Source organism: Micromonospora sp. KC213 (genome assembly GCF_004348325.1).
Taxonomy (GTDB): Bacteria; Actinomycetota; Actinomycetes; order Mycobacteriales; family Micromonosporaceae; genus Micromonospora.
The window spans coordinates 1-15,954 of the sequence record NZ_SMKF01000141.1 but is presented as its reverse complement, the minus strand read 5'-3'; the positions used below and the strand labels follow the sequence as shown (position 1 = coordinate 15,954).

The window sequence follows — 15,954 nt, the reverse complement described above, 5'->3', positions numbered from 1 at the left end:
GGATAATGGCGGCATGGGCGACTCTGATTGGTGGACGACAGGCGACGTCGCGGCGTTCCTGGGCGTGCGCCCCTCGACCGTGAGCCACTATTGGCGGCGCGGCCAGATGCCCGCCCCTGACCAGACTGTCGGCCGTACGCACATGTGGCGTCCCGCCCGCGTCCGGGCGTGGCACGCCGAGCGGCCCCGGCCCGGCGTCGGCGGCCGAAAGCGCGAACAGAAGGACTGAACACCTCCCCGCCGGCTGGCCCACTCCCCTTGTGTCCGAATCACCGACACAGGGAGGCCGCAGTGGCGCTCACCTATCACGACGTCTACGGCTCGCCGTGGGACCTCGACCCCGAACGCCCCGAACCCGTCCGAGACCCGACCGCCGTCCGCGCCCGGCTGTCCGCCGACGCCCCGGAGGTCCCGGGCCGGTTCAAGAAGGACGACCGCGCCCGGCTGCGCGACGACCTCGGCGGCGGGGTCGTGAAGATCGTCGACACGTACCACTCCGCTGACCTGTTTCAGGTCCGCCCCGAGAGCGGGAAGCCCGACTTCGTCGTCAGCTCGCACGCCCTGACGAAGTTCGCGCCGACCTGGCGACCGGGTGACGTGATCGTGGTGACCTTCGGCCATGGACCCCGGCCGAACCCCGCCGGTACGTACACCTACGTCCGCGGCCGGGAGTCGTGGCCGACCGACGCCCAGCGCCCGCCGAAGACGGACGAGTGGGTCACGCGCATGTACCTCGAAGGGCGCGTGCGTCCGGTCCTTCAGGCCGGCGGCGAGCCGTTCGACGGGGGGCGGCCGTGAGGCTCTTCCTCGTCGAAACCGTCCACCCCGCCGACTACGACAACTTCGAAGCGGCGGTCGTGTACGCCCGCGATGCGGAAGACGCGATCCGCGTCGTCCGCGAGACCGTCGAATCCGAGGACCGATACAAGCTGCCCGGCGCGTGGTGGGAGATCCGCGACCCCCTGAAGGCGACGCCCGTCGTTCGAAAGCGCGGGCCGATTCTGGGATGGGGGCAGGCCGGATGACCGCAACCTATGACGGAGCCGCAGTCGCCGACCTGATCGATGCTCTCTTTCTTGCCCGCGAAGGATGGCGACCGATCCGCACCGCGCCCCGCCCGCCCCTCCTCGGCATGATCGGTCGCGCTCGCGCCGGGAAGGACACGGTCGCCGCCCGGCTGGTCGAGCGGCACGGCTTCCAGCGCTACGCCTTCGCCGACGCCCTGCGGCGGGCCGCCTTGGTCGCCGACCCGATCGTGATTCCGATCGACACGGTCAACGGCTCCCGCCGTCTGTCCGAGGTGGTCGGCGAGGTTGGATGGGAAGCCGCGAAGGAGACCCGCGAGGTCCGCCGGACCCTTCAGCAGTTCGGGATCGGCATCCGTGAGATCGACCCGGACTTCTGGGTTCGTGTCGTGATGGACAGCGTCAAGGCCGATGTTCGACCCTGCGTAATCACGGACGTCCGCTTCCCGAACGAAGCCGAGGCGGTCCGCGCGGCCGGCGGTACGTTGGTCCGCGTCGTTCGCCCTGGTCAGGACGAGTCCGACCGACACATCTCGGAAACGGCCCTCGCGGGCTGGCCGACCACACACGCCATCATCAACGACGCCGACCTTCACTCTCTGCTGAACAAGGTTGACACCCTGGCGTCAGCTCTATAACTCGTCTGTAACCCACGTCACGCACCATTCGCAACGTCCTAGGCCCCGGTCGCTGGTCGGCATACGCTGACCGGACGGCCGGGGCCTTTCGGCGTTTCGGGGGTGCGACCCGGACGCGCGGGGCCCCTGCGCCAGATTTGCGACAGTCGAGCAGTGCCGAACGTTCAGTGCGGCCCGCGTAGGCTAGGCTACGCTCACTTTCAACAGCAGGGGTGCTGACATGACCACCAAGGACGACTTGGGCGACGCGCTCACTAAGAGCCTGCGCGCCATCCGCCGTTTAGGCGACGATCGCGGCGACCGCGAGCGCCGCACGCGGCTATACCGCGAGGCCGCGGGGCTGATTCTCGATCTACGGGAGCATTTCCGCGCGAATGAGAAGGGCGATCCGGACTGGGCCGGTCGCACCCCGGCATACCGAGCGTTTATACGTGAGCGGTATAGCGAAGCCGGCTACCGTCGCGAGGAAGCCAAGCCGATACAGACCGCGATCGGTTATCACGTGTCCGTGCTCATGCGCGAGCGGCTAACGCCTGAAGAAATTGAGGACTTGGGCCTTCGCACCGAGGACGTGACCGCGCGAGTCCGCGACCGGCGCAAAGTTCAGAGCGCCATGCTTGCCACCCTCGACACCACCGAGGGCACACCGGACGCCGTCCGGTCCCTAGCCGGTGCGCTAGCCGTGCTGCGGCGCATCGCCCCTGATGACCTCGCGGCGCTCGACGGCGCGGCGGTGGCGCAGGCTCGCGCCGTGCTAACGCGGCTGACGGACCGAGTCGCCGAGCTGAGCCGGCTCGCGGCGGCGGCGAGCGACGCCGGAGTGACGAAGTGACCCCAGTTTCTACACTTCCCTATTACTGCTATAAGACGACTCCTCCTCTCTAGAGAGAGAAATAAGAGAGTGTAGCTACTGGGGTCACTTCTACACCCCATAGGCGGCCCCGCCGCCACGCCCGCCCGGCCTCCTCCCCAGCCGGCGGGCGTTTCCGCGTTTTAGGGCGCTGAACAGGTAACCCCGCGTTGGCCCACTAACCCTATGTCCGCATTGCTGGCATAGGAGGCCGAGCGCATGACTACGCCCAAAATCAACACGATTAGCCGGGGAGGGTCACGTTTCTACGTGAACCCCGATACCGGCGAGAAGGCCCCCGGGGTGACCAGCGTCCTCGGGATGCTCCCGAAGCCGTTCTTGCAGCACTGGGCCGCGAAGGTCGTCGCCGAGTACGCGACCGACAACCTCGGCGAGCTGGTCGGCCTGCGGCTGCGCGGCGACCGCCAGGGCGTCATCGACTACCTGAAGGGGTCGCCCCGCCGCGACACCGCTTCGGCCGCCGAGACCGGCTCGGCCGTACACGACCTGTTCGAGAAAATCGCGAAGGGTGAGCCTGTCGGCCGCATTCACCCCGAGTACCGGCAGTACGTCGACCACTTCGAGGCGTTCGTCCGCGAGTTCGCCCCCGAGTTCGTCTTTCTCGAAGAGACCGTGTGGAGCGAGGCCCACGACTACGCCGGGTCGTTCGACGCCTACGCGATCGTCGGCGGCGAGCGGGTCTTCCTCGACTGGAAGACCACCCGGTCTGGCGTACACCCCGAGGTCGCGCTTCAGCTCGCGGCGTACCGCTTCGCGGACTACATCATTCGCCCCGACGGGACGCGCGTCCCGCAGCCGCCCTCGACCGGCGGCGGCGTGCTGCACGTCCGGCCTGAGGGGTGGGGTTTCTACCCCGTGAAGGCTGACGAAGAGACCTTCGAGTATTTCAAGATCCTGCGGCAGGTCTTCGACTGGGACCGCGCCGTGAAAGAGACCGTCGTCGGTGCCCCGATCAACAAGGCCCCCGGGTCGATGCCGGCCCGGCGCACCGCTGCGCCTCGGCGGGCGGTGGCGAGGTGATCGAGTCCGCCACCCGCGATGACGTGATCTGGCTCGCGGGCCTCCTCGAAGGCGAAGGGGCTTTCGACCTTCAGCGCGGCCGGTACCCGCGGGTCCGCGTCGCCATGGTCGACCGCGACGTGATCGGCCGCGCCGCGACCCTCTTCGGTTGCCCCGTCCGGCTGACGCTGAAGGCCGCGCCGCATCAGGCAATGTGGCACGCCGAAGTGCAGGGCCCGAAAGCTGAGGCAGTCATGCGCGCGATCCTGCCGCACATGGGCGCACGCCGCTCGGGCCGTATCGCCGCGATCCTCGGCCACGCGCCGAAGACGGCGAAGACCCCGGTCCCGATCTCCCGCCCGCCGGGTCTGCCGCTCGCCTGAACAGTCGGGCCCTCGCTGGCCCACTCACCTTTTGACCTACCCGCAGCGCGGGGCCTGGGCCTTGAACGCCGCCCAGCTCAAACGACCCGGCTTAGCGGGGTGCCCGCGCTGACCCTCGAAAGGAGGCCCGTACATGGGCCTGCGCATCTGGGAGACCGACCCCGAGGCGGCACCGAAGCCGCGTCAGCCCTTCGCCCGCGACCTGGTTGGCCGGTTCAGGTCCGGCACTCAGGTCAACAACCGCCCGATCTCCCTTCAGGAGTGGCGAGTCACGACCGGAGACCCGGCCGTCGCCGACGCGGTCCGCAGCCTTCTCGGCGGGGACGAGCCGCAGGCATGGCAGACCTCGGGAGAAGACAACCTCGAAGTCTTCACGACCTCCCCGAAGGTGAAGATCATCCTCGACGGTCCGAAGGCGATCCGTCAGGAAATGGTGTTGTGGGGACGCTCCGGCGCGATCCGGAAGTGCGACGGCGTCGAACAGACCCTTGACGGCGACCAGGGCAAGCCGTGCGAGTGCCCGCCGGGCTACCAGGATCGGAAGGACGCGGCCAAGTCCGGCAAGGGCTGCCAGCCTTCGATCACGGTCTTTTTCCGGCTGGCCGACCTGCCGGACCTGGGCCGGTTCAAATTCAACTCCGGTTCATGGTCGCTGGTGAAGGACATCGTCACGACCGAGAAGGCTCTCGGCGAGATCGACGGCCCGGCGTACGCCTGGCTGATCCTCGAAGAGGTCAAGTACGAGACGAAGGCCGGCGCAACGCGCCAGTTCATGAAGCCCGTCATCGACGTGATCGGCCCCGCCCCGCGGGCCGAGGACGACGAATCGCCGTACTGACGAACACTGAACGATCAGTGCGGGGAAGGGGGAATCCGTGCGTGATTACGACTGGACCTGACGGACCGTAGCTAGCCGAATGGCCTCGGGGCCGGCGTGACTGAGTCTCCGCCGGCCTCGGGGCCCTCTTCGTTTCTGGGAGGAATCATGTCCGAGCCTTACCTTCCGCCGGTCGTGTGGCGGGTGGCAGTTCCGCGACGGGACGACTACTACATCCCGTCCCCTAGCCGGACCTACACGAGTGAGCGCGGGGCGCGCGACTACGCGAGGCGCATCCCTGGCGCTCGTGTCTTCCGCACCGAGCCGACCTGGGTCGAGGTGACCGAATGACCATCCGACAGACGACCCGTGCCCTGACCGGCGAGATCAACGCAGGCGACGTCTCGACCCTTCTCGGCCACCGACCGGGCCGGGAGGTCCGTGCAGCGTCGCTGCATTTCCACCCGCAAACCCGGTCCGGCGTCCTGTCCATCACAGACCCGGCCGTCGCCGACGCGCTGGCCGAAGAGCTGCGCCAGGTCGCGGCGTACCTGCGGGGTGAGGAGTCGTGACCGCTCACCGCTACGCGGTCCTGATTGCACTCAACGAGGACGACGCCGAGCACTGGCGCGGACACGTCGCCGCAGACCGGGTCGCCCTGACGGTCGAGGATTCGCCGCGCACCGTCGAGGGCCTTCGCGTGACGGTCGTTTTCGTGACGCCGCTCGCCCAGCGCGGGGAGCGGTTCTGCGAGGTCCGGGCCGTGCTCCGTCGCAACCTCGCGAAGATGCGGGGCGCGTCGCGGGCGTTCCACTACCTGAGTGAGGAGCCGAGGCCGTGAGTCACCGAGTCCGCAACTACGTCGGCCCCGGCGACCCGATGTATCGGGCTGCTGTGTACGACGCCCGAGGCGTCTGCGTTCGATCGCACGGCCCGTACGCCACGAAGGGCGCGGCCATGGGGCAGCGGCCCCGCGCGCCGCGCGGCGGTGTCGTCCGCGTCGAGGTCTGCCAGCCGGTATGGGACGCCGTCCCGGGGACGGAGATCGAGGGGTGAGCGCCGCGAAGCGCAAAGGCACCGCGTACGAAACCCTGTGCGTGCGCGCCCTGCGCAGCTTCGGCGTCCCCGCGTACCGCCCGGCACAGGAGGGTTTCCGCGACACCGGCGACCTGCACGGCCTGTCCCCCTGGGTCGCGCAGAACAAGTCATATCGGTCCTGGGAAGAGGCGATCCGCCTCGGTCTCGACGGCGCAGAGAAACAGCGTTTACACGCGCGAGAGATGTACGGCGTCGCCTTCGTCAAGCGCGTCCGCCGCAGCGTCGGCGAGTCGTACGCCGTCCAGACCTTCGCCACCTGGGCCCGCGTCTACGTTCGGCTGCGGCGGGCGGAAGCCCTCCTCGCCGAGCACGCGCCCGAGACGTTCGCCACGCACATGGACGCCGTCCGGGCCGAGCTGGCGCAGCCGTTCCCGACCGGCACCGAGAAGGACTGAACACCCCGCGTTCCGCTGGCCCACTAACCCTTTGACCGCCCAACCCGGGCACGTTCCGACCTTCCGAGGAGTCACCGTGACCGAGACCTACACCCCGACCGAGCCGACCCTGACCGAGGTCACCGAGGCGACCTCGCCCGCGACCGCGAAGGAGGTCCGCACCTGGGCCGCCGCGAACGGTCACGAGGTCGGCCAGCGTGGCCGGATCTCGACCGCGCTGAGGTCCGCCTTCGAGACCGCCACCGGCCGCCCGGCCGCCTGACCGACGCCCCCGCAAAAAGCCCCCGGCCCCGTCGCCGGGGGCTTTTTGCGTTTCCGGGCTGCCTGAACAGGTTGCCGACCGCTGGCCCACTCCCCCTGCATGAGACCTCACGCCGGCCTGCGCCGGTTCCGCCGAGACCCGCGCTTCGAGCACAAGCGGTCCGAGGGCCTGACGACCCGCCGCACGAACGGCGGCACGCGGGCCCTGATCCGCGAGCGCCCCGAGCCCGCCCCCGACACGACGCCCGCCCCGACGGAAGGACTCCGCCCGTGACCCTGACCGACTTTCTCTCCCGCCTCGGCGCGGCCGACGACGCGGACGGCTGGCTCGCCAACTGCCCGGCACACAACGATTCCCGCCCGTCGCTGCGGATCGCCGTCGGCGACTCTGGCGCGGTACTGCTGAAGTGCCGGGCCGGCTGCGCGACGGCCGACGTCCTGAAGGCCCTTGACCTCACCTTCGCCGACCTGCCGACGGTCGCCGAGGGCGAGGCCCCGACCCGCGCCCGATCGACTTCGACGCCGGCCAGTCCGGCGGCGGTGGCCGCACTGGCGGCGCAGCTCGACGGGTGGGCGGTTGCTTTCGCGTGCCCGGACGACGACGGCCAGCGCGCGATGGCATATGCGGCCGAACGCTTCGGGTTGTCCACCGACGACGCTCTTCGTCTGGGCCTCGGGTACGCCGAACGCGCCGTGTACGACGACGACGGGACCCTTCTCCGGGGCCTGCCCGGCGGCCCGCGCCTGGTCGTCCCCTTCCGCGACCGCGACGGCGTTCCCCGCGGTTACCAGGCCCGCGCGCTCAACGCGACGGCGAAGGTCCGGTGGCTCGGCGCGAAGTCCCCGCAGGGCGAGTCTTGGGCCCGCGTCGGATACCTGCCCGGCGAGGCCGGGTGGTCCGAGCTGGTCGTGACCGAGGGCCCCGGCGACGGCCTGACCGCGTGCGCGACCGGGTACGACACCGCCTTCGTGCGCGGCGCTGGCCTGGCGGCGTCCGTCGCGGACGAGGTCGCGTCGATGGCCGACGGACGGCCGGTCGTGGTGTGCGGGGACGCGGACCCGTCCGGCGACCGCTTCGCGCGGACCCTCGCGGCCGAGCTGGCGAAGCGGGGCCTCTCGGCCCGGTCCGTCCGGCCGCCGGTCGACGGCGACGACCTGACCGACTGGCGGGCACGCAACGTCGAGACCTTCTCGACGGACTTCATCCGGGCGGTCGTGTCCAGTCAGGACCCGGGCGGGCTGAAGACCCGCCTCGACGCATGGACCGACGCCGACCTGACCGAGGTCGCCAGCGCCCGCCGGTTGCGGGACCACTTCGAGGAGCACGGGAGCGGCGTCCGCTACTCCCCCGAGGCGGGTTTCTTCATCCTTCGCGCGGGCGTGTGGCGTGCCGACAAGCTCGACGAGGTCCGGACCGCAGCCCAGGACGTCGCGGCGTCGATCTGGGCCGAGGCGGCCGATCTGGCCGAGGCGCTGAAGGAGGTCGCGCGGGCCGGCGAGAAGGAGGAGGCGAAGGAGCTAGGGGCGCGGGTCGGGAAGCTGAAGTCGTTCGCGAAGGCCGCGAATTCGTCGAAGGGTATCGACGCGATGGTCCGCGAGCTGAAGGCCCTCCGTGGCGTGGCCGTCGACTTCGAGGCGTTCGACCGGCATCATCACCTCCTCGCCGCGCGGAACGGCGTGATCGACCTGCGGACGGGCCGGCTCGGGCCGCACGATCCCGAGTTGTTGCTGACCCGGATGGTCGACCTCGATTACGACCCCGAGGCGACCGCGCCTAGGTGGGAGGCGTTCCTTCGCGAGGTCTTCCCGCACGCCCGACACGCTGGCCTGCCGGACTTCCTTCGGCGGCTGGTGGGGTACGGCATCACGGGCGAAACGGGCGAACAATGCTTCGTCGTTCACTGGGGGAAGGGCGCGAACGGTAAGAGCGTTTACACAGACACGCTGACCGAGGTCTTCCGCGAGCTGACCGTAACGACTCCGTTCGCGACCTTCGAGGAGAAGTCAAGCGGCGGTATTCCGAACGACCTCGCCGCGCTGAAGGGTGCGAGGTTGGTCTTCGCCGCCGAGGGCGAGCAGGGCCGCCCGATGGCCGAATCGATCCTGAAGCGGGTCACAGGCCGGGACAGCATCAGCGCCCGGTTCATGCGGAAGGAGTTCTTCGAGTTCCGCCCGACGTTCCTCTTGCAGCTCGCGACCAACTTCAAACCGCAATTCCGCGGGCAGGACGAGGGCCTATGGCGGCGCGTGAAGCTGATCCCATGGGAGCGGTATTTCACTCCCGCCGAGCGTGATCACAAGCTCGGCGAAAAGCTACTTGCCGAGGCCCCCGGCATCCTCGCCTGGGCGGTCCGCGGCGCGGTCGAGTGGTACCGCGACGGTCTGGGCGACCCGGCTGCGATCCGCGACGCAACGAAGGAGTACCGCCAGACGTCCGACGCCCTGGCGGGCCTGATCCCGGGGGTCTTCGTGCTCGAAGAGGGCGCGAAGATCACGGCCCGGGTCGCGTGGGACTCCTACCGCCAGTGGTGCGAGGACGAGGCACTTCCGCCGAAGGAGCGATGGACCCGGCGGGCGTTTTTCGGGGCGCTCGAAGAACGGAACGCGACGAAGAAGCGGGCGAACGTTGGCGTGATCTTCGAGGGGATTCGGCTCGCCCGGCCGACAGACCAGATGGCCGAAGATTCCTCGGCCGAAGAGCGAACAGCTCCGAGCCCGCTGGCCCACTCCCCTAGTGACACCCCGACCGCCGGGCCCAGCCTCGACGACATCTTCTAGGAGCGCCATGGACCGCAAGCCGTACCGAATCGACGTCTCGGGCGATGACGTCGCCGAGACGACTGTCTACCTGACCGAGGAGGAGGCCGACGCCTTCGCCTTCGTCGCGACGACGCTCGCCGACGCACACACCCGGCCGGGTACGCCCCTCCTCTCGATCGAGGAGGCGGCATGAAGCTGCGAATCGTCCGCATGTGCGGGGGCCGCATCCGCCTCGGCGGGTGGCAGATCACCAACGGTCAGCGCTCCCGCGTACGGGTCCGCGACCTCTTGACCGTGCGCCGGGTGCCCGGTTGGGGCCTGGTGTGGGACGGCGTCGGCCTCGCGCTGGTCTGGGGTGAGGACTGATGACCCCCGGCGACGACTGCGGCGTGACCGGCGGTTGCGGCGCGTGCCCGCTCTTCGCGGCGAACGTCTGCGGCGACCCGGGGCCGTACCCGCCCGAGCTTGAGCTTCCGGGCATGTGGGAGTCGGCCGACTTCACGGGGGGTCTCGACGAGGTCCGGCCGCCCGCCCCGGTCTGCGTCCAGACCCCGAGCGGCGTCGTCCCGTGCGGATCGTCGCGGCTGTGCCGGTCGCGCGAGGAGGTCGCGGCGGCCCGGACCGGCTACCGCGTGCGGAACGGCCGGGGCGAGACGGTGCGGGTCATCCCCGACCCGGCCGAAGCGCTCGCCCGCGATCTGGCGACCCTGACCGGGGCCCCGCTGATCGACGCGCGGCCCGCCGATCCCGACGCCGCCGTCTGGGCCTATCTCGACGCCCCCGACGTCGACCCGGCCGAGCCGAAGCCCGACGGGGCCGGGTGCTGTGGGGGTGGGTGCGGTGGCTGACCGCTGGGAGACCGAGCCGATCGGGCCGCCAACGGACCACGTTCACGACGTGTCGTGTTGGTACCTCGATTGCGACAAGTACGACGTTCACGGCGACCCGGCCGAGCCGAACGCCCCGAGCCGGACCGTCGACCCCGACTGACCGACCCCGACCCGCTGAAGGGCCGCTCTCCCGTGACGGAGGGCGGCCCTTCCGCCGTACCTGATGGGAGTCCCCCCCCATGCGGACCCTGACGCACACGGTTGCCGGCTCGACGGTCGGTATCCACTTCCCCGAGCGCCGGGCAGACATCGACGGCTTCCGGGCCTTCCTGGCCGGGGGTGACAAGGTCATCGCGTTCGACACGGAGGGCACGGGCCTAGACGTTTACACGCCCGGTCACCGGCTGCGGCTGGCCCAGTTCGGCAACGCCCGGGAAGCCTGGGTCCTGCGGACCGACCTCTTCGCCGAGGAGGCCGCCGCCGCCCTGCGCCAACCGCGCCCGTTCGTGATGCACAACGCGCCGTTCGACCTCCTCACGGTTGACCGGCACCTCGGCGTGCGCCTCGAAGACCTTGGCCCTCGGACGTACGACACGCGCGTCCTCGGGCACCTCCTCGACCCGCGGGCCCCGCAGGAAGGCGGGATCGGCCTATCGCTGAAGCCGTTGTCGGCCGTCTACGTCGACCCCGACGCCCCGGACACCCAGGAGGGCTTAACTGCGGAGTTCCGCCGGCTGGGCCTCACGAAGGCGACCGGCTGGGCCGGTATCCCGATCGACAACGAGACCTATGTCCGCTACGCCGGCCTCGACGTCATCCTGACGCACCGCCTCTTCTCCGAGCTGGGGCCGATGGTGCGAGAGATCGGCCTCGACCACCTGAGCAAGTTCGAGCACCACCTACAGGTCTTGCTAGCGATTCTTCAGCGGCGCGGCTTCCGGCTCGACGTGCCGTACGTCGAGGCGTTGCGGTCGGACCTGATGACCGAGGCCGAGGCGTTCCGCCGGACCGCTCGCCGGTACGGCGTCGAAAACGTCAACTCGACCGCCCAGGTCGCGGCGGCGCTCGAAGCGATGGGCGAGACGCTGACCGAGCGGACGGCGTCCGGCGCGACGAAGGTCGACAAGGGAGTGTTGTTGCCGCTGGCGGATCTTTCGCTCGGGTGGGAACGCCTCGACGTACGGACGCCGAACCCGCTCGCCGACGCGGTCCTTCGCTCGAAGCGGGCCGAGAAGTGGGCGACCGCGTACGCCGACGCCTTCCTGATGCTGAAGGACGCCGACGACCGCCTTCACCCCTCGATCGGCGCGCTTCAGGCCCGGACCGCCCGCATGTCGATCAGCCGGCCGCCGCTTCAGCAACTCCCGTCGTCCGACTGGCGGGTCCGGCGGGCGTTCGTGGCGGACCCGGGTCAGACGATCATCGCGGCGGACTACCAGGCGGTAGAGATGCGGGTACTCGCCGCACTGGCAGACGTGCCGAAGATGAAAGACGCGATCGCAGCCGGCGAAGACCTGCACGGGTTTACCGCCCGCCTGATCGAAGGTGACGCCTTCACGAAGTATCACCGGAAGCTGTACAAGGGCGTCGGCTTCGGAAAGGTCTATGGCGGCGGGGCGGTAACCCTGGCGCGGCAGACCGGCGCGGACCTCGAAGCGGTGAAGCGCGCGATCGCGGCATACGACCGGGTGTACCCCGAGATCAAGCGGTACTCACGCCGCTTGATGGAGCGCGCCGAGTTCGGCCGGCGGGAGGTCGTGACGCCGTCCGGTCGTCACCTGCCGCTCGACCGCGACCGGCTCTACGCGGCGACGAACTACGTCGTCCAGTCGACGGCGCGAGACCTCCTCGCACAGGCCATCGTCGATATCTTCGCCGCCGGCCTCGGCGATCACCTGTTACTGCCTGTGCATGACGAACTGATCGCCCAGGCCCCGACGGGTGACGCCGAGGAGGTCATTCGGGAGATCGGCCGAGCGATGGAGTCGACTTTCTACGGCGTGCGGATCGAGTCCGACCCGGACGTCTACGGCGCGAGCTGGGGGCACGGGTACGGCTGTCAGGTGACGAACGGGAGCTGCGTGATTCGTGAATCGCACCCTCAGAAGTGGGGCGTCGCCCATGCGAATTGATCTAGGAATCGACGGAAGTAGGGCAACCACAGTGAACATTTCCGATCTTGACCATGATCGCGACGTGACTCGCATCGGTGACCTGATGTCTCGGATACGTGACGAATTGGACGCCTTGGAAGCGCTCCTTCCGGCGGCGATCGACGCGCAATGGACCGCCGCGCCCGTCGCACGGCCGAGAGAGGACACGACCGAACGGATGAAAAACACTCGCAGTGACCCCACGGCGGACGTCGCGACTGATTCCGCTCGGTTGCACCTACGTGAACAGGTAGTACGCTCGGCGCACGTGCTCGCTGGCGGGATTGCCACGCTGCGGCGGGTGCGGCGGGACGTCGGCGATGCGCTGACGCCGTGGTGCGGGGAGGGCAACGCATGACGACTGGACCGATGCTGACGGGGGCCCGAGTCCTGTGGGCGGGACTGCGGGGTAAGCGGGTGTACCTCCTCGCCCCGATGGGCGGCACCCAGGCCGATCGAAACCGACGCATCCGCCCAGCGCTCGACGTCCTGCGGGCCGTCGGCTGCGAGGTGGTCTGTCCGGGGCACTCGCCCGTGTCCGCCACGGCCGATGACCTACTGTCCGTAATCAATAGCGATCTTGACGCACTCGCCGACGTTGACGCGGTCGTAGCACTGCCGGAAACCGGCCGACTGTGGGAGTACACCATGGCCGGAACACTTGGGATTCCGGTATTGGATTTCGCGGGTTGCGCTGCGGTCGCCCGTTCAGCCTGACCTAGCTGCCACTTCGAGGCCCCGGGGGACTTCCCTCGGGGCCTCTTGGCGCATTCGCTAACCCTCACCAGAAAGCGGCCCAACGCCGGGTGTCCGTCCAGTCAGGAGGGGCACCCGTTCGGCCTGATCACACCGCGTTTCTTTGCACTGAACGTTTAGCGCAGTAGCGTTCCCCTCGCAGCGCACCTCGCACACCCGTTCGAGTCAGGCCGGCTGACAGTCGGCGATTCCCGCACGCCCTAGGAGGGCCCGCAATGTCTGCTTTTACCCAGCTTTGGACCGTCCGCACGTCACCGATCCCGGCCGATGAGGAGGCCGGCGTGATCGCCGCCGCCCAAACCGGCGACGAGGCCGCGACCCTGCGACTCTTCGCCGCGTATCAGCCCGCGCTCAGGGCGGCGGTCCGCACGGCGAACGGGCGTATCCCGCTCGACGACGCACGGCAGGCCGCGAGCCTCGGCTTCCTCGAAGCGGTGCAGGCGTTCGACCCCGCCCAGCACGCAGGCGGCCGACTGGCCGGCATCCTGCGGGAGCACGTGCGGAACGCCTTGATGGGCGCTCTCGCCGAGACGATCGGGGGTTTCGCCGTGCCCGCCCGGTCGTTGTCGCGATACTTCGGCATCCTGCGCCAGGCCGACGGAGACCCGGTCGTCGCCGCGCTGCTCGCCCCCGCGTACGCCATGGCCGAAGAGACCTTCTGGGCCATCTGGGCGGGCCTCACCGCGAACAACTCGCTTGACGAAGCAATCGCCGCCCACGGGGCTGAGTACGTCTCGCCCATTGGCGACCTGGCCGAGGATCGCGGTGTCGCCGACGCCGAGGACCGAGTCTTGGTCGACCTCGCCTTCTCGGCCGTGACCGACTTCGAGCGCGACGTCTGCCGCCTGAAGTACGGCTTCACCGACGTGAGCCACGGCGACGAGCTGTCGGATGACGCGGTCGGGTACCACCTGGGCGTGTCCAGGCTGAAGGCCCTCCGAACGCGGAAGCGCGCCCTCGCGTCCATGGCATCGGCGCTCGGTGTACTGAACGTTTAGCGCGATCAAGGTGGGGCCCGGATTTCTGAACACCCCGGGCCCCGCTGGCGCACTCCCCCTTCGTAAGCGACACCAACGCCTGAAAGGCCGCACAATGGACCTCTTCGAGACCGACCCCGTTCGCACCTTCCCGACCGCTCCGGAGACGCACCCCGAGTACGACGCACTGCCGTACGAGGAGCGCGACGACCTCGACGCCGAGTACGCCGACGACCTGCGCGCCGCCGTGACCGGCCTCCCGGCCCGCCCGGGGACGCGACGGTGACGGCCCGGTTTGGGGCGGACGCCCCCTGCGAGCGGACCGCGTGCGCCAGCGAGCCCGCGCACGTCGGCGGCGAGCACATCGACCCGCGATCGCCGAGGTACGACGGCCCGCGCGTCACCGTCACGGCCCTGCCTGAAGGACCCCGTCGGGCGGCGCGCGCGCTTCTCGCCGCGGGCGCTCCGGTTGCCGAGGTCGTCGACCTTGTCGAGGAGATTCACAGGCTCCGCAATCAGGTCGCCGCCGTCCAGGTCGACGCTGACCGGCAGGTCCGGGCCGCGTCCGAGCGGGCGCTGTCGTGTGAGGCGCACGGCGAGGTTATTCGGGGCCTCGAAGCGCAGGTGACGCACTTCGAGCGCCAGGCCGCGAAGAACGACCGGGGCCGAATCGCGCTCCTCGGCCTACCGCACGCGCTCGAAGACCTGAAGGCCGACGCGCGGGTCACTGTCGCCGACCTGAAGAAGGCCGCGCGGAAGGTGCTCGACGCCCACGGAAGGGCGTGGAAGTGACCCCGCATGACCACCTGACCCGCCTCGACCCGCTGATTCGCATCATGGCGGCCGAGCGGGTCGCCCCGGCGCTGCGCGACGACGCCGAGCAAGAGGCCCGGATAGCCGTATGGCAGGTCGCCCAGGCCCACGCCGACGACCCCCGCCCGCTGGGCCCGTTGCTGACGACGGTCGCCCGGCGGGCGGTCCGGGCCGTTGCCGTGGGTCGGCCGATGACCGGCGAGGAGGGCCGCCGCGGGATCGAGCGCGACCCGCTGCGGGCCGGTTCGCTGTCCGAACTGGACGCCGAGCGCGACGACCGGCCGCAGGGCGACCACGCCGACGCCGTCGCGCTGCGGGTCGAGGTCGCCCGCGTGCTGGCCGGGCTGGCCGAGTGGGAGCGGGCGTTTGTCGTGCGACGCTTCCTCGACGACCGGCCGATGACCGAGGTTGCCCGCGAGCTGGGCATGAGCGCGGGCGGGCTGGCGAACGCCTGGGTGCGGAGGTTGCGTCCGGCGCTGGCCGAGGCGCTGTCTTCGCTGGTCAGTGCCTCGGCGTAAGTTGGGACTTGCGCTGAACGTTCAGTGCAACTAGCCTACGTTTACACGCCCCGCCGAACCAAGGAGAACGACATGACCGCCGCCGGAAAGATCACCGCCGCCGCCCTCGCTGCCCGCGTCGCCTCTGGCGAGCCGGTCCGGGTGCTAATGGAATGCGGAGAGGCCGACGGGGTCTTCTGGCCCACCAGCCGGAAGACCGGCGTCGAGACCCTGGCTGTGACCTCTGTCGAGGCGAACGAGTCCGAGGGACGCGGGTTTCGGCGGCGCACCGCTCGCCGGTACGTCTTCACCACCAGCGCCGGTCAGACCGTGAGCGTGGCCCCGGCTCAGACCTTCATCCTCGCCCCCGAGGACGCCGCCGCCGTGAAGCGGGCGCACGCCGAGGCGATCGAAATCGAGCGGGAGCGCAACGACCGGGCCTTCCTGAAGGCCGCCGCCGCGCTGGCGACCGACCCGGGGGTCCGGGCCGAGGCCGCCGACCTCCTCGCAGAGAGCACCCAGGCGGCGCACGAACAGCGCCAGCGGGACGCCGTCGGGGCGGTCCCGGCGTTCGTAGACCCCGACGTTGAGCGGGCAATCCGGATGGAGAAGGGCCGCCAGCGCCGCGCCGAGATCGCCCGGGGCGAGCGCCCGGCCCCCCGCGTCGCCAACGCCCAGGCC

At 70.0% G+C, this 15,954-nt stretch carries 26 protein-coding genes; all 26 read left to right on the top strand.

From position 1 onward, the window contains the following. The coding region (locus E1166_RS23290) for a hypothetical protein (protein ID WP_207914447.1) at positions 1 to 229 on the top strand (229 nt) is incomplete at its 5' end. A gap of 62 nt (positions 230 to 291) precedes the next feature. Continuing rightward, positions 292 to 798: a hypothetical protein gene (locus E1166_RS23285; protein ID WP_132342007.1), complete on the top strand. Its 507-nt coding sequence runs from the start codon at positions 292 to 294 to the stop codon at positions 796 to 798. Next, a complete protein-coding gene (locus E1166_RS23280) occupies positions 795 to 1,025 on the top strand; it encodes a hypothetical protein (protein ID WP_132342005.1) in 231 nt (76 codons plus the stop codon). The genes E1166_RS23285 and E1166_RS23280 overlap by 4 nt, the downstream gene beginning before the upstream one ends. Further along, a complete protein-coding gene (locus E1166_RS23275) occupies positions 941 to 1,663 on the top strand; it encodes a hypothetical protein (RefSeq protein WP_207914445.1) in 723 nt (240 codons plus the stop codon). Before E1166_RS23280 ends, E1166_RS23275 begins: the two co-directional genes overlap by 85 nt. Positions 1,664 to 1,883: 220 nt before the next feature. Then, complete coding sequence (locus E1166_RS23270; protein WP_132342003.1) at positions 1,884 to 2,495, top strand: hypothetical protein; 612 nt, start codon at positions 1,884 to 1,886, stop codon at positions 2,493 to 2,495. 288 nt (positions 2,496 to 2,783) lie between these two features. After that, entirely contained in the window at positions 2,784 to 3,554 is a 771-nt protein-coding gene (locus E1166_RS23265; RefSeq protein ID WP_207914443.1) for a hypothetical protein, read from the top strand. After that, positions 3,551 to 3,916: a hypothetical protein gene (locus E1166_RS23260; protein ID WP_132341999.1), complete on the top strand. Its 366-nt coding sequence runs from the start codon at positions 3,551 to 3,553 to the stop codon at positions 3,914 to 3,916. Before E1166_RS23265 ends, E1166_RS23260 begins: the two co-directional genes overlap by 4 nt. A gap of 133 nt (positions 3,917 to 4,049) precedes the next feature. Then, positions 4,050 to 4,754, top strand: coding sequence for a hypothetical protein (locus E1166_RS23255; protein ID WP_132341997.1), 705 nt, complete (start codon positions 4,050 to 4,052; stop codon positions 4,752 to 4,754). A 147-nt stretch (positions 4,755 to 4,901) separates the two neighbouring features. Then, the gene (locus E1166_RS23250) at positions 4,902 to 5,084 is read left to right on the top strand and encodes a hypothetical protein (protein ID WP_132341995.1); all 183 of its coding nucleotides are present in this window, start codon (positions 4,902 to 4,904) and stop codon (positions 5,082 to 5,084) included. Beyond that, positions 5,081 to 5,305 (top strand): hypothetical protein, encoded by a 225-nt coding sequence (locus tag E1166_RS23245; RefSeq protein ID WP_132341993.1) that lies wholly within the window; start codon positions 5,081 to 5,083, stop codon positions 5,303 to 5,305. Before E1166_RS23250 ends, E1166_RS23245 begins: the two co-directional genes overlap by 4 nt. Continuing rightward, positions 5,302 to 5,574, top strand: coding sequence for a hypothetical protein (locus E1166_RS23240; protein WP_132341991.1), 273 nt, complete (start codon positions 5,302 to 5,304; stop codon positions 5,572 to 5,574). Before E1166_RS23245 ends, E1166_RS23240 begins: the two co-directional genes overlap by 4 nt. Next, positions 5,571 to 5,789, top strand: coding sequence for a hypothetical protein (locus E1166_RS23235; RefSeq protein WP_132341989.1), 219 nt, complete (start codon positions 5,571 to 5,573; stop codon positions 5,787 to 5,789). The genes E1166_RS23240 and E1166_RS23235 overlap by 4 nt, the downstream gene beginning before the upstream one ends. Next, complete coding sequence (locus tag E1166_RS31145) at positions 5,786 to 6,226, top strand: hypothetical protein (protein ID WP_165944416.1); 441 nt, start codon at positions 5,786 to 5,788, stop codon at positions 6,224 to 6,226. Before E1166_RS23235 ends, E1166_RS31145 begins: the two co-directional genes overlap by 4 nt. A gap of 76 nt (positions 6,227 to 6,302) precedes the next feature. Next, on the top strand, positions 6,303 to 6,488 hold the full coding sequence (locus tag E1166_RS31140; protein WP_165944415.1) for a histone-like nucleoid-structuring protein Lsr2: 186 nt from the start codon (positions 6,303 to 6,305) through the stop codon (positions 6,486 to 6,488). 269 nt (positions 6,489 to 6,757) lie between these two features. Next, positions 6,758 to 9,265 carry a phage/plasmid primase, P4 family gene (locus tag E1166_RS23225; RefSeq protein ID WP_132341985.1) on the top strand — a complete coding sequence of 836 codons (2,508 nt, stop codon included), beginning with the start codon at positions 6,758 to 6,760 and terminating at the stop codon, positions 9,263 to 9,265. 7 nt (positions 9,266 to 9,272) lie between these two features. Beyond that, positions 9,273 to 9,440, top strand: coding sequence for a hypothetical protein (locus tag E1166_RS31135; RefSeq protein WP_165944414.1), 168 nt, complete (start codon positions 9,273 to 9,275; stop codon positions 9,438 to 9,440). Next, entirely contained in the window at positions 9,437 to 9,613 is a 177-nt protein-coding gene (locus E1166_RS31130; RefSeq protein ID WP_165944413.1) for a hypothetical protein, read from the top strand. Before E1166_RS31135 ends, E1166_RS31130 begins: the two co-directional genes overlap by 4 nt. Next, on the top strand, positions 9,613 to 10,095 hold the full coding sequence (locus E1166_RS23220) for a hypothetical protein (protein WP_132341983.1): 483 nt from the start codon (positions 9,613 to 9,615) through the stop codon (positions 10,093 to 10,095). The genes E1166_RS31130 and E1166_RS23220 overlap by 1 nt, the downstream gene beginning before the upstream one ends. A gap of 221 nt (positions 10,096 to 10,316) precedes the next feature. Further along, positions 10,317 to 12,209, top strand: a complete 1,893-nt coding sequence (locus E1166_RS23215) for a DNA polymerase (RefSeq protein ID WP_132341981.1) — start codon at positions 10,317 to 10,319, stop codon at positions 12,207 to 12,209. A 31-nt stretch (positions 12,210 to 12,240) separates the two neighbouring features. Then, positions 12,241 to 12,588, top strand: coding sequence for a hypothetical protein (locus E1166_RS23210; protein ID WP_132341979.1), 348 nt, complete (start codon positions 12,241 to 12,243; stop codon positions 12,586 to 12,588). A gap of 77 nt (positions 12,589 to 12,665) precedes the next feature. After that, complete coding sequence (locus E1166_RS23205; protein WP_132341977.1) at positions 12,666 to 12,947, top strand: hypothetical protein; 282 nt, start codon at positions 12,666 to 12,668, stop codon at positions 12,945 to 12,947. A gap of 254 nt (positions 12,948 to 13,201) precedes the next feature. Beyond that, entirely contained in the window at positions 13,202 to 13,984 is a 783-nt protein-coding gene (locus E1166_RS23200) for a hypothetical protein (protein ID WP_132341975.1), read from the top strand. Positions 13,985 to 14,078: 94 nt separating this feature from the next. Then, positions 14,079 to 14,249 carry a hypothetical protein gene (locus tag E1166_RS31125; RefSeq protein WP_165944412.1) on the top strand — a complete coding sequence of 57 codons (171 nt, stop codon included), beginning with the start codon at positions 14,079 to 14,081 and terminating at the stop codon, positions 14,247 to 14,249. Beyond that, on the top strand, positions 14,246 to 14,755 hold the full coding sequence (locus E1166_RS23195; protein ID WP_132341973.1) for a hypothetical protein: 510 nt from the start codon (positions 14,246 to 14,248) through the stop codon (positions 14,753 to 14,755). The genes E1166_RS31125 and E1166_RS23195 overlap by 4 nt, the downstream gene beginning before the upstream one ends. Beyond that, positions 14,752 to 15,294, top strand: a complete 543-nt coding sequence (locus E1166_RS23190; protein ID WP_132341971.1) for a sigma-70 family RNA polymerase sigma factor — start codon at positions 14,752 to 14,754, stop codon at positions 15,292 to 15,294. Before E1166_RS23195 ends, E1166_RS23190 begins: the two co-directional genes overlap by 4 nt. A 72-nt stretch (positions 15,295 to 15,366) precedes the next feature. Next, positions 15,367 to 15,954: hypothetical protein (locus tag E1166_RS23185; RefSeq protein ID WP_207914441.1), on the top strand; the 588-nt coding region annotated here is incomplete at its 3' end.

What these genes read in the sequence shown, in the direction of transcription:
- E1166_RS23215 (WP_132341981.1), top strand. Translation starts at nt 10,317, where the DNA reads ATGCGGACCCTGACGCACACGGTTGCCGGCTCGACGGTCGGTATCCAC.
- E1166_RS23245 (WP_132341993.1), top strand. Translation starts at nt 5,081, where the DNA reads ATGACCATCCGACAGACGACCCGTGCCCTGACCGGCGAGATCAACGCA.
- E1166_RS23205 (WP_132341977.1), top strand. Translation starts at nt 12,666, where the DNA reads ATGGGCGGCACCCAGGCCGATCGAAACCGACGCATCCGCCCAGCGCTC.
- E1166_RS23220 (WP_132341983.1), top strand. Translation starts at nt 9,613, where the DNA reads ATGACCCCCGGCGACGACTGCGGCGTGACCGGCGGTTGCGGCGCGTGC.
- E1166_RS31135 (WP_165944414.1), top strand. Translation starts at nt 9,273, where the DNA reads ATGGACCGCAAGCCGTACCGAATCGACGTCTCGGGCGATGACGTCGCC.
- E1166_RS23270 (WP_132342003.1), top strand. Translation starts at nt 1,884, where the DNA reads ATGACCACCAAGGACGACTTGGGCGACGCGCTCACTAAGAGCCTGCGC.
- E1166_RS31130 (WP_165944413.1), top strand. Translation starts at nt 9,437, where the DNA reads ATGAAGCTGCGAATCGTCCGCATGTGCGGGGGCCGCATCCGCCTCGGC.
- E1166_RS23255 (WP_132341997.1), top strand. Translation starts at nt 4,050, where the DNA reads ATGGGCCTGCGCATCTGGGAGACCGACCCCGAGGCGGCACCGAAGCCG.
- E1166_RS31125 (WP_165944412.1), top strand. Translation starts at nt 14,079, where the DNA reads ATGGACCTCTTCGAGACCGACCCCGTTCGCACCTTCCCGACCGCTCCG.
- E1166_RS23250 (WP_132341995.1), top strand. Translation starts at nt 4,902, where the DNA reads ATGTCCGAGCCTTACCTTCCGCCGGTCGTGTGGCGGGTGGCAGTTCCG.
- E1166_RS23200 (WP_132341975.1), top strand. Translation starts at nt 13,202, where the DNA reads ATGTCTGCTTTTACCCAGCTTTGGACCGTCCGCACGTCACCGATCCCG.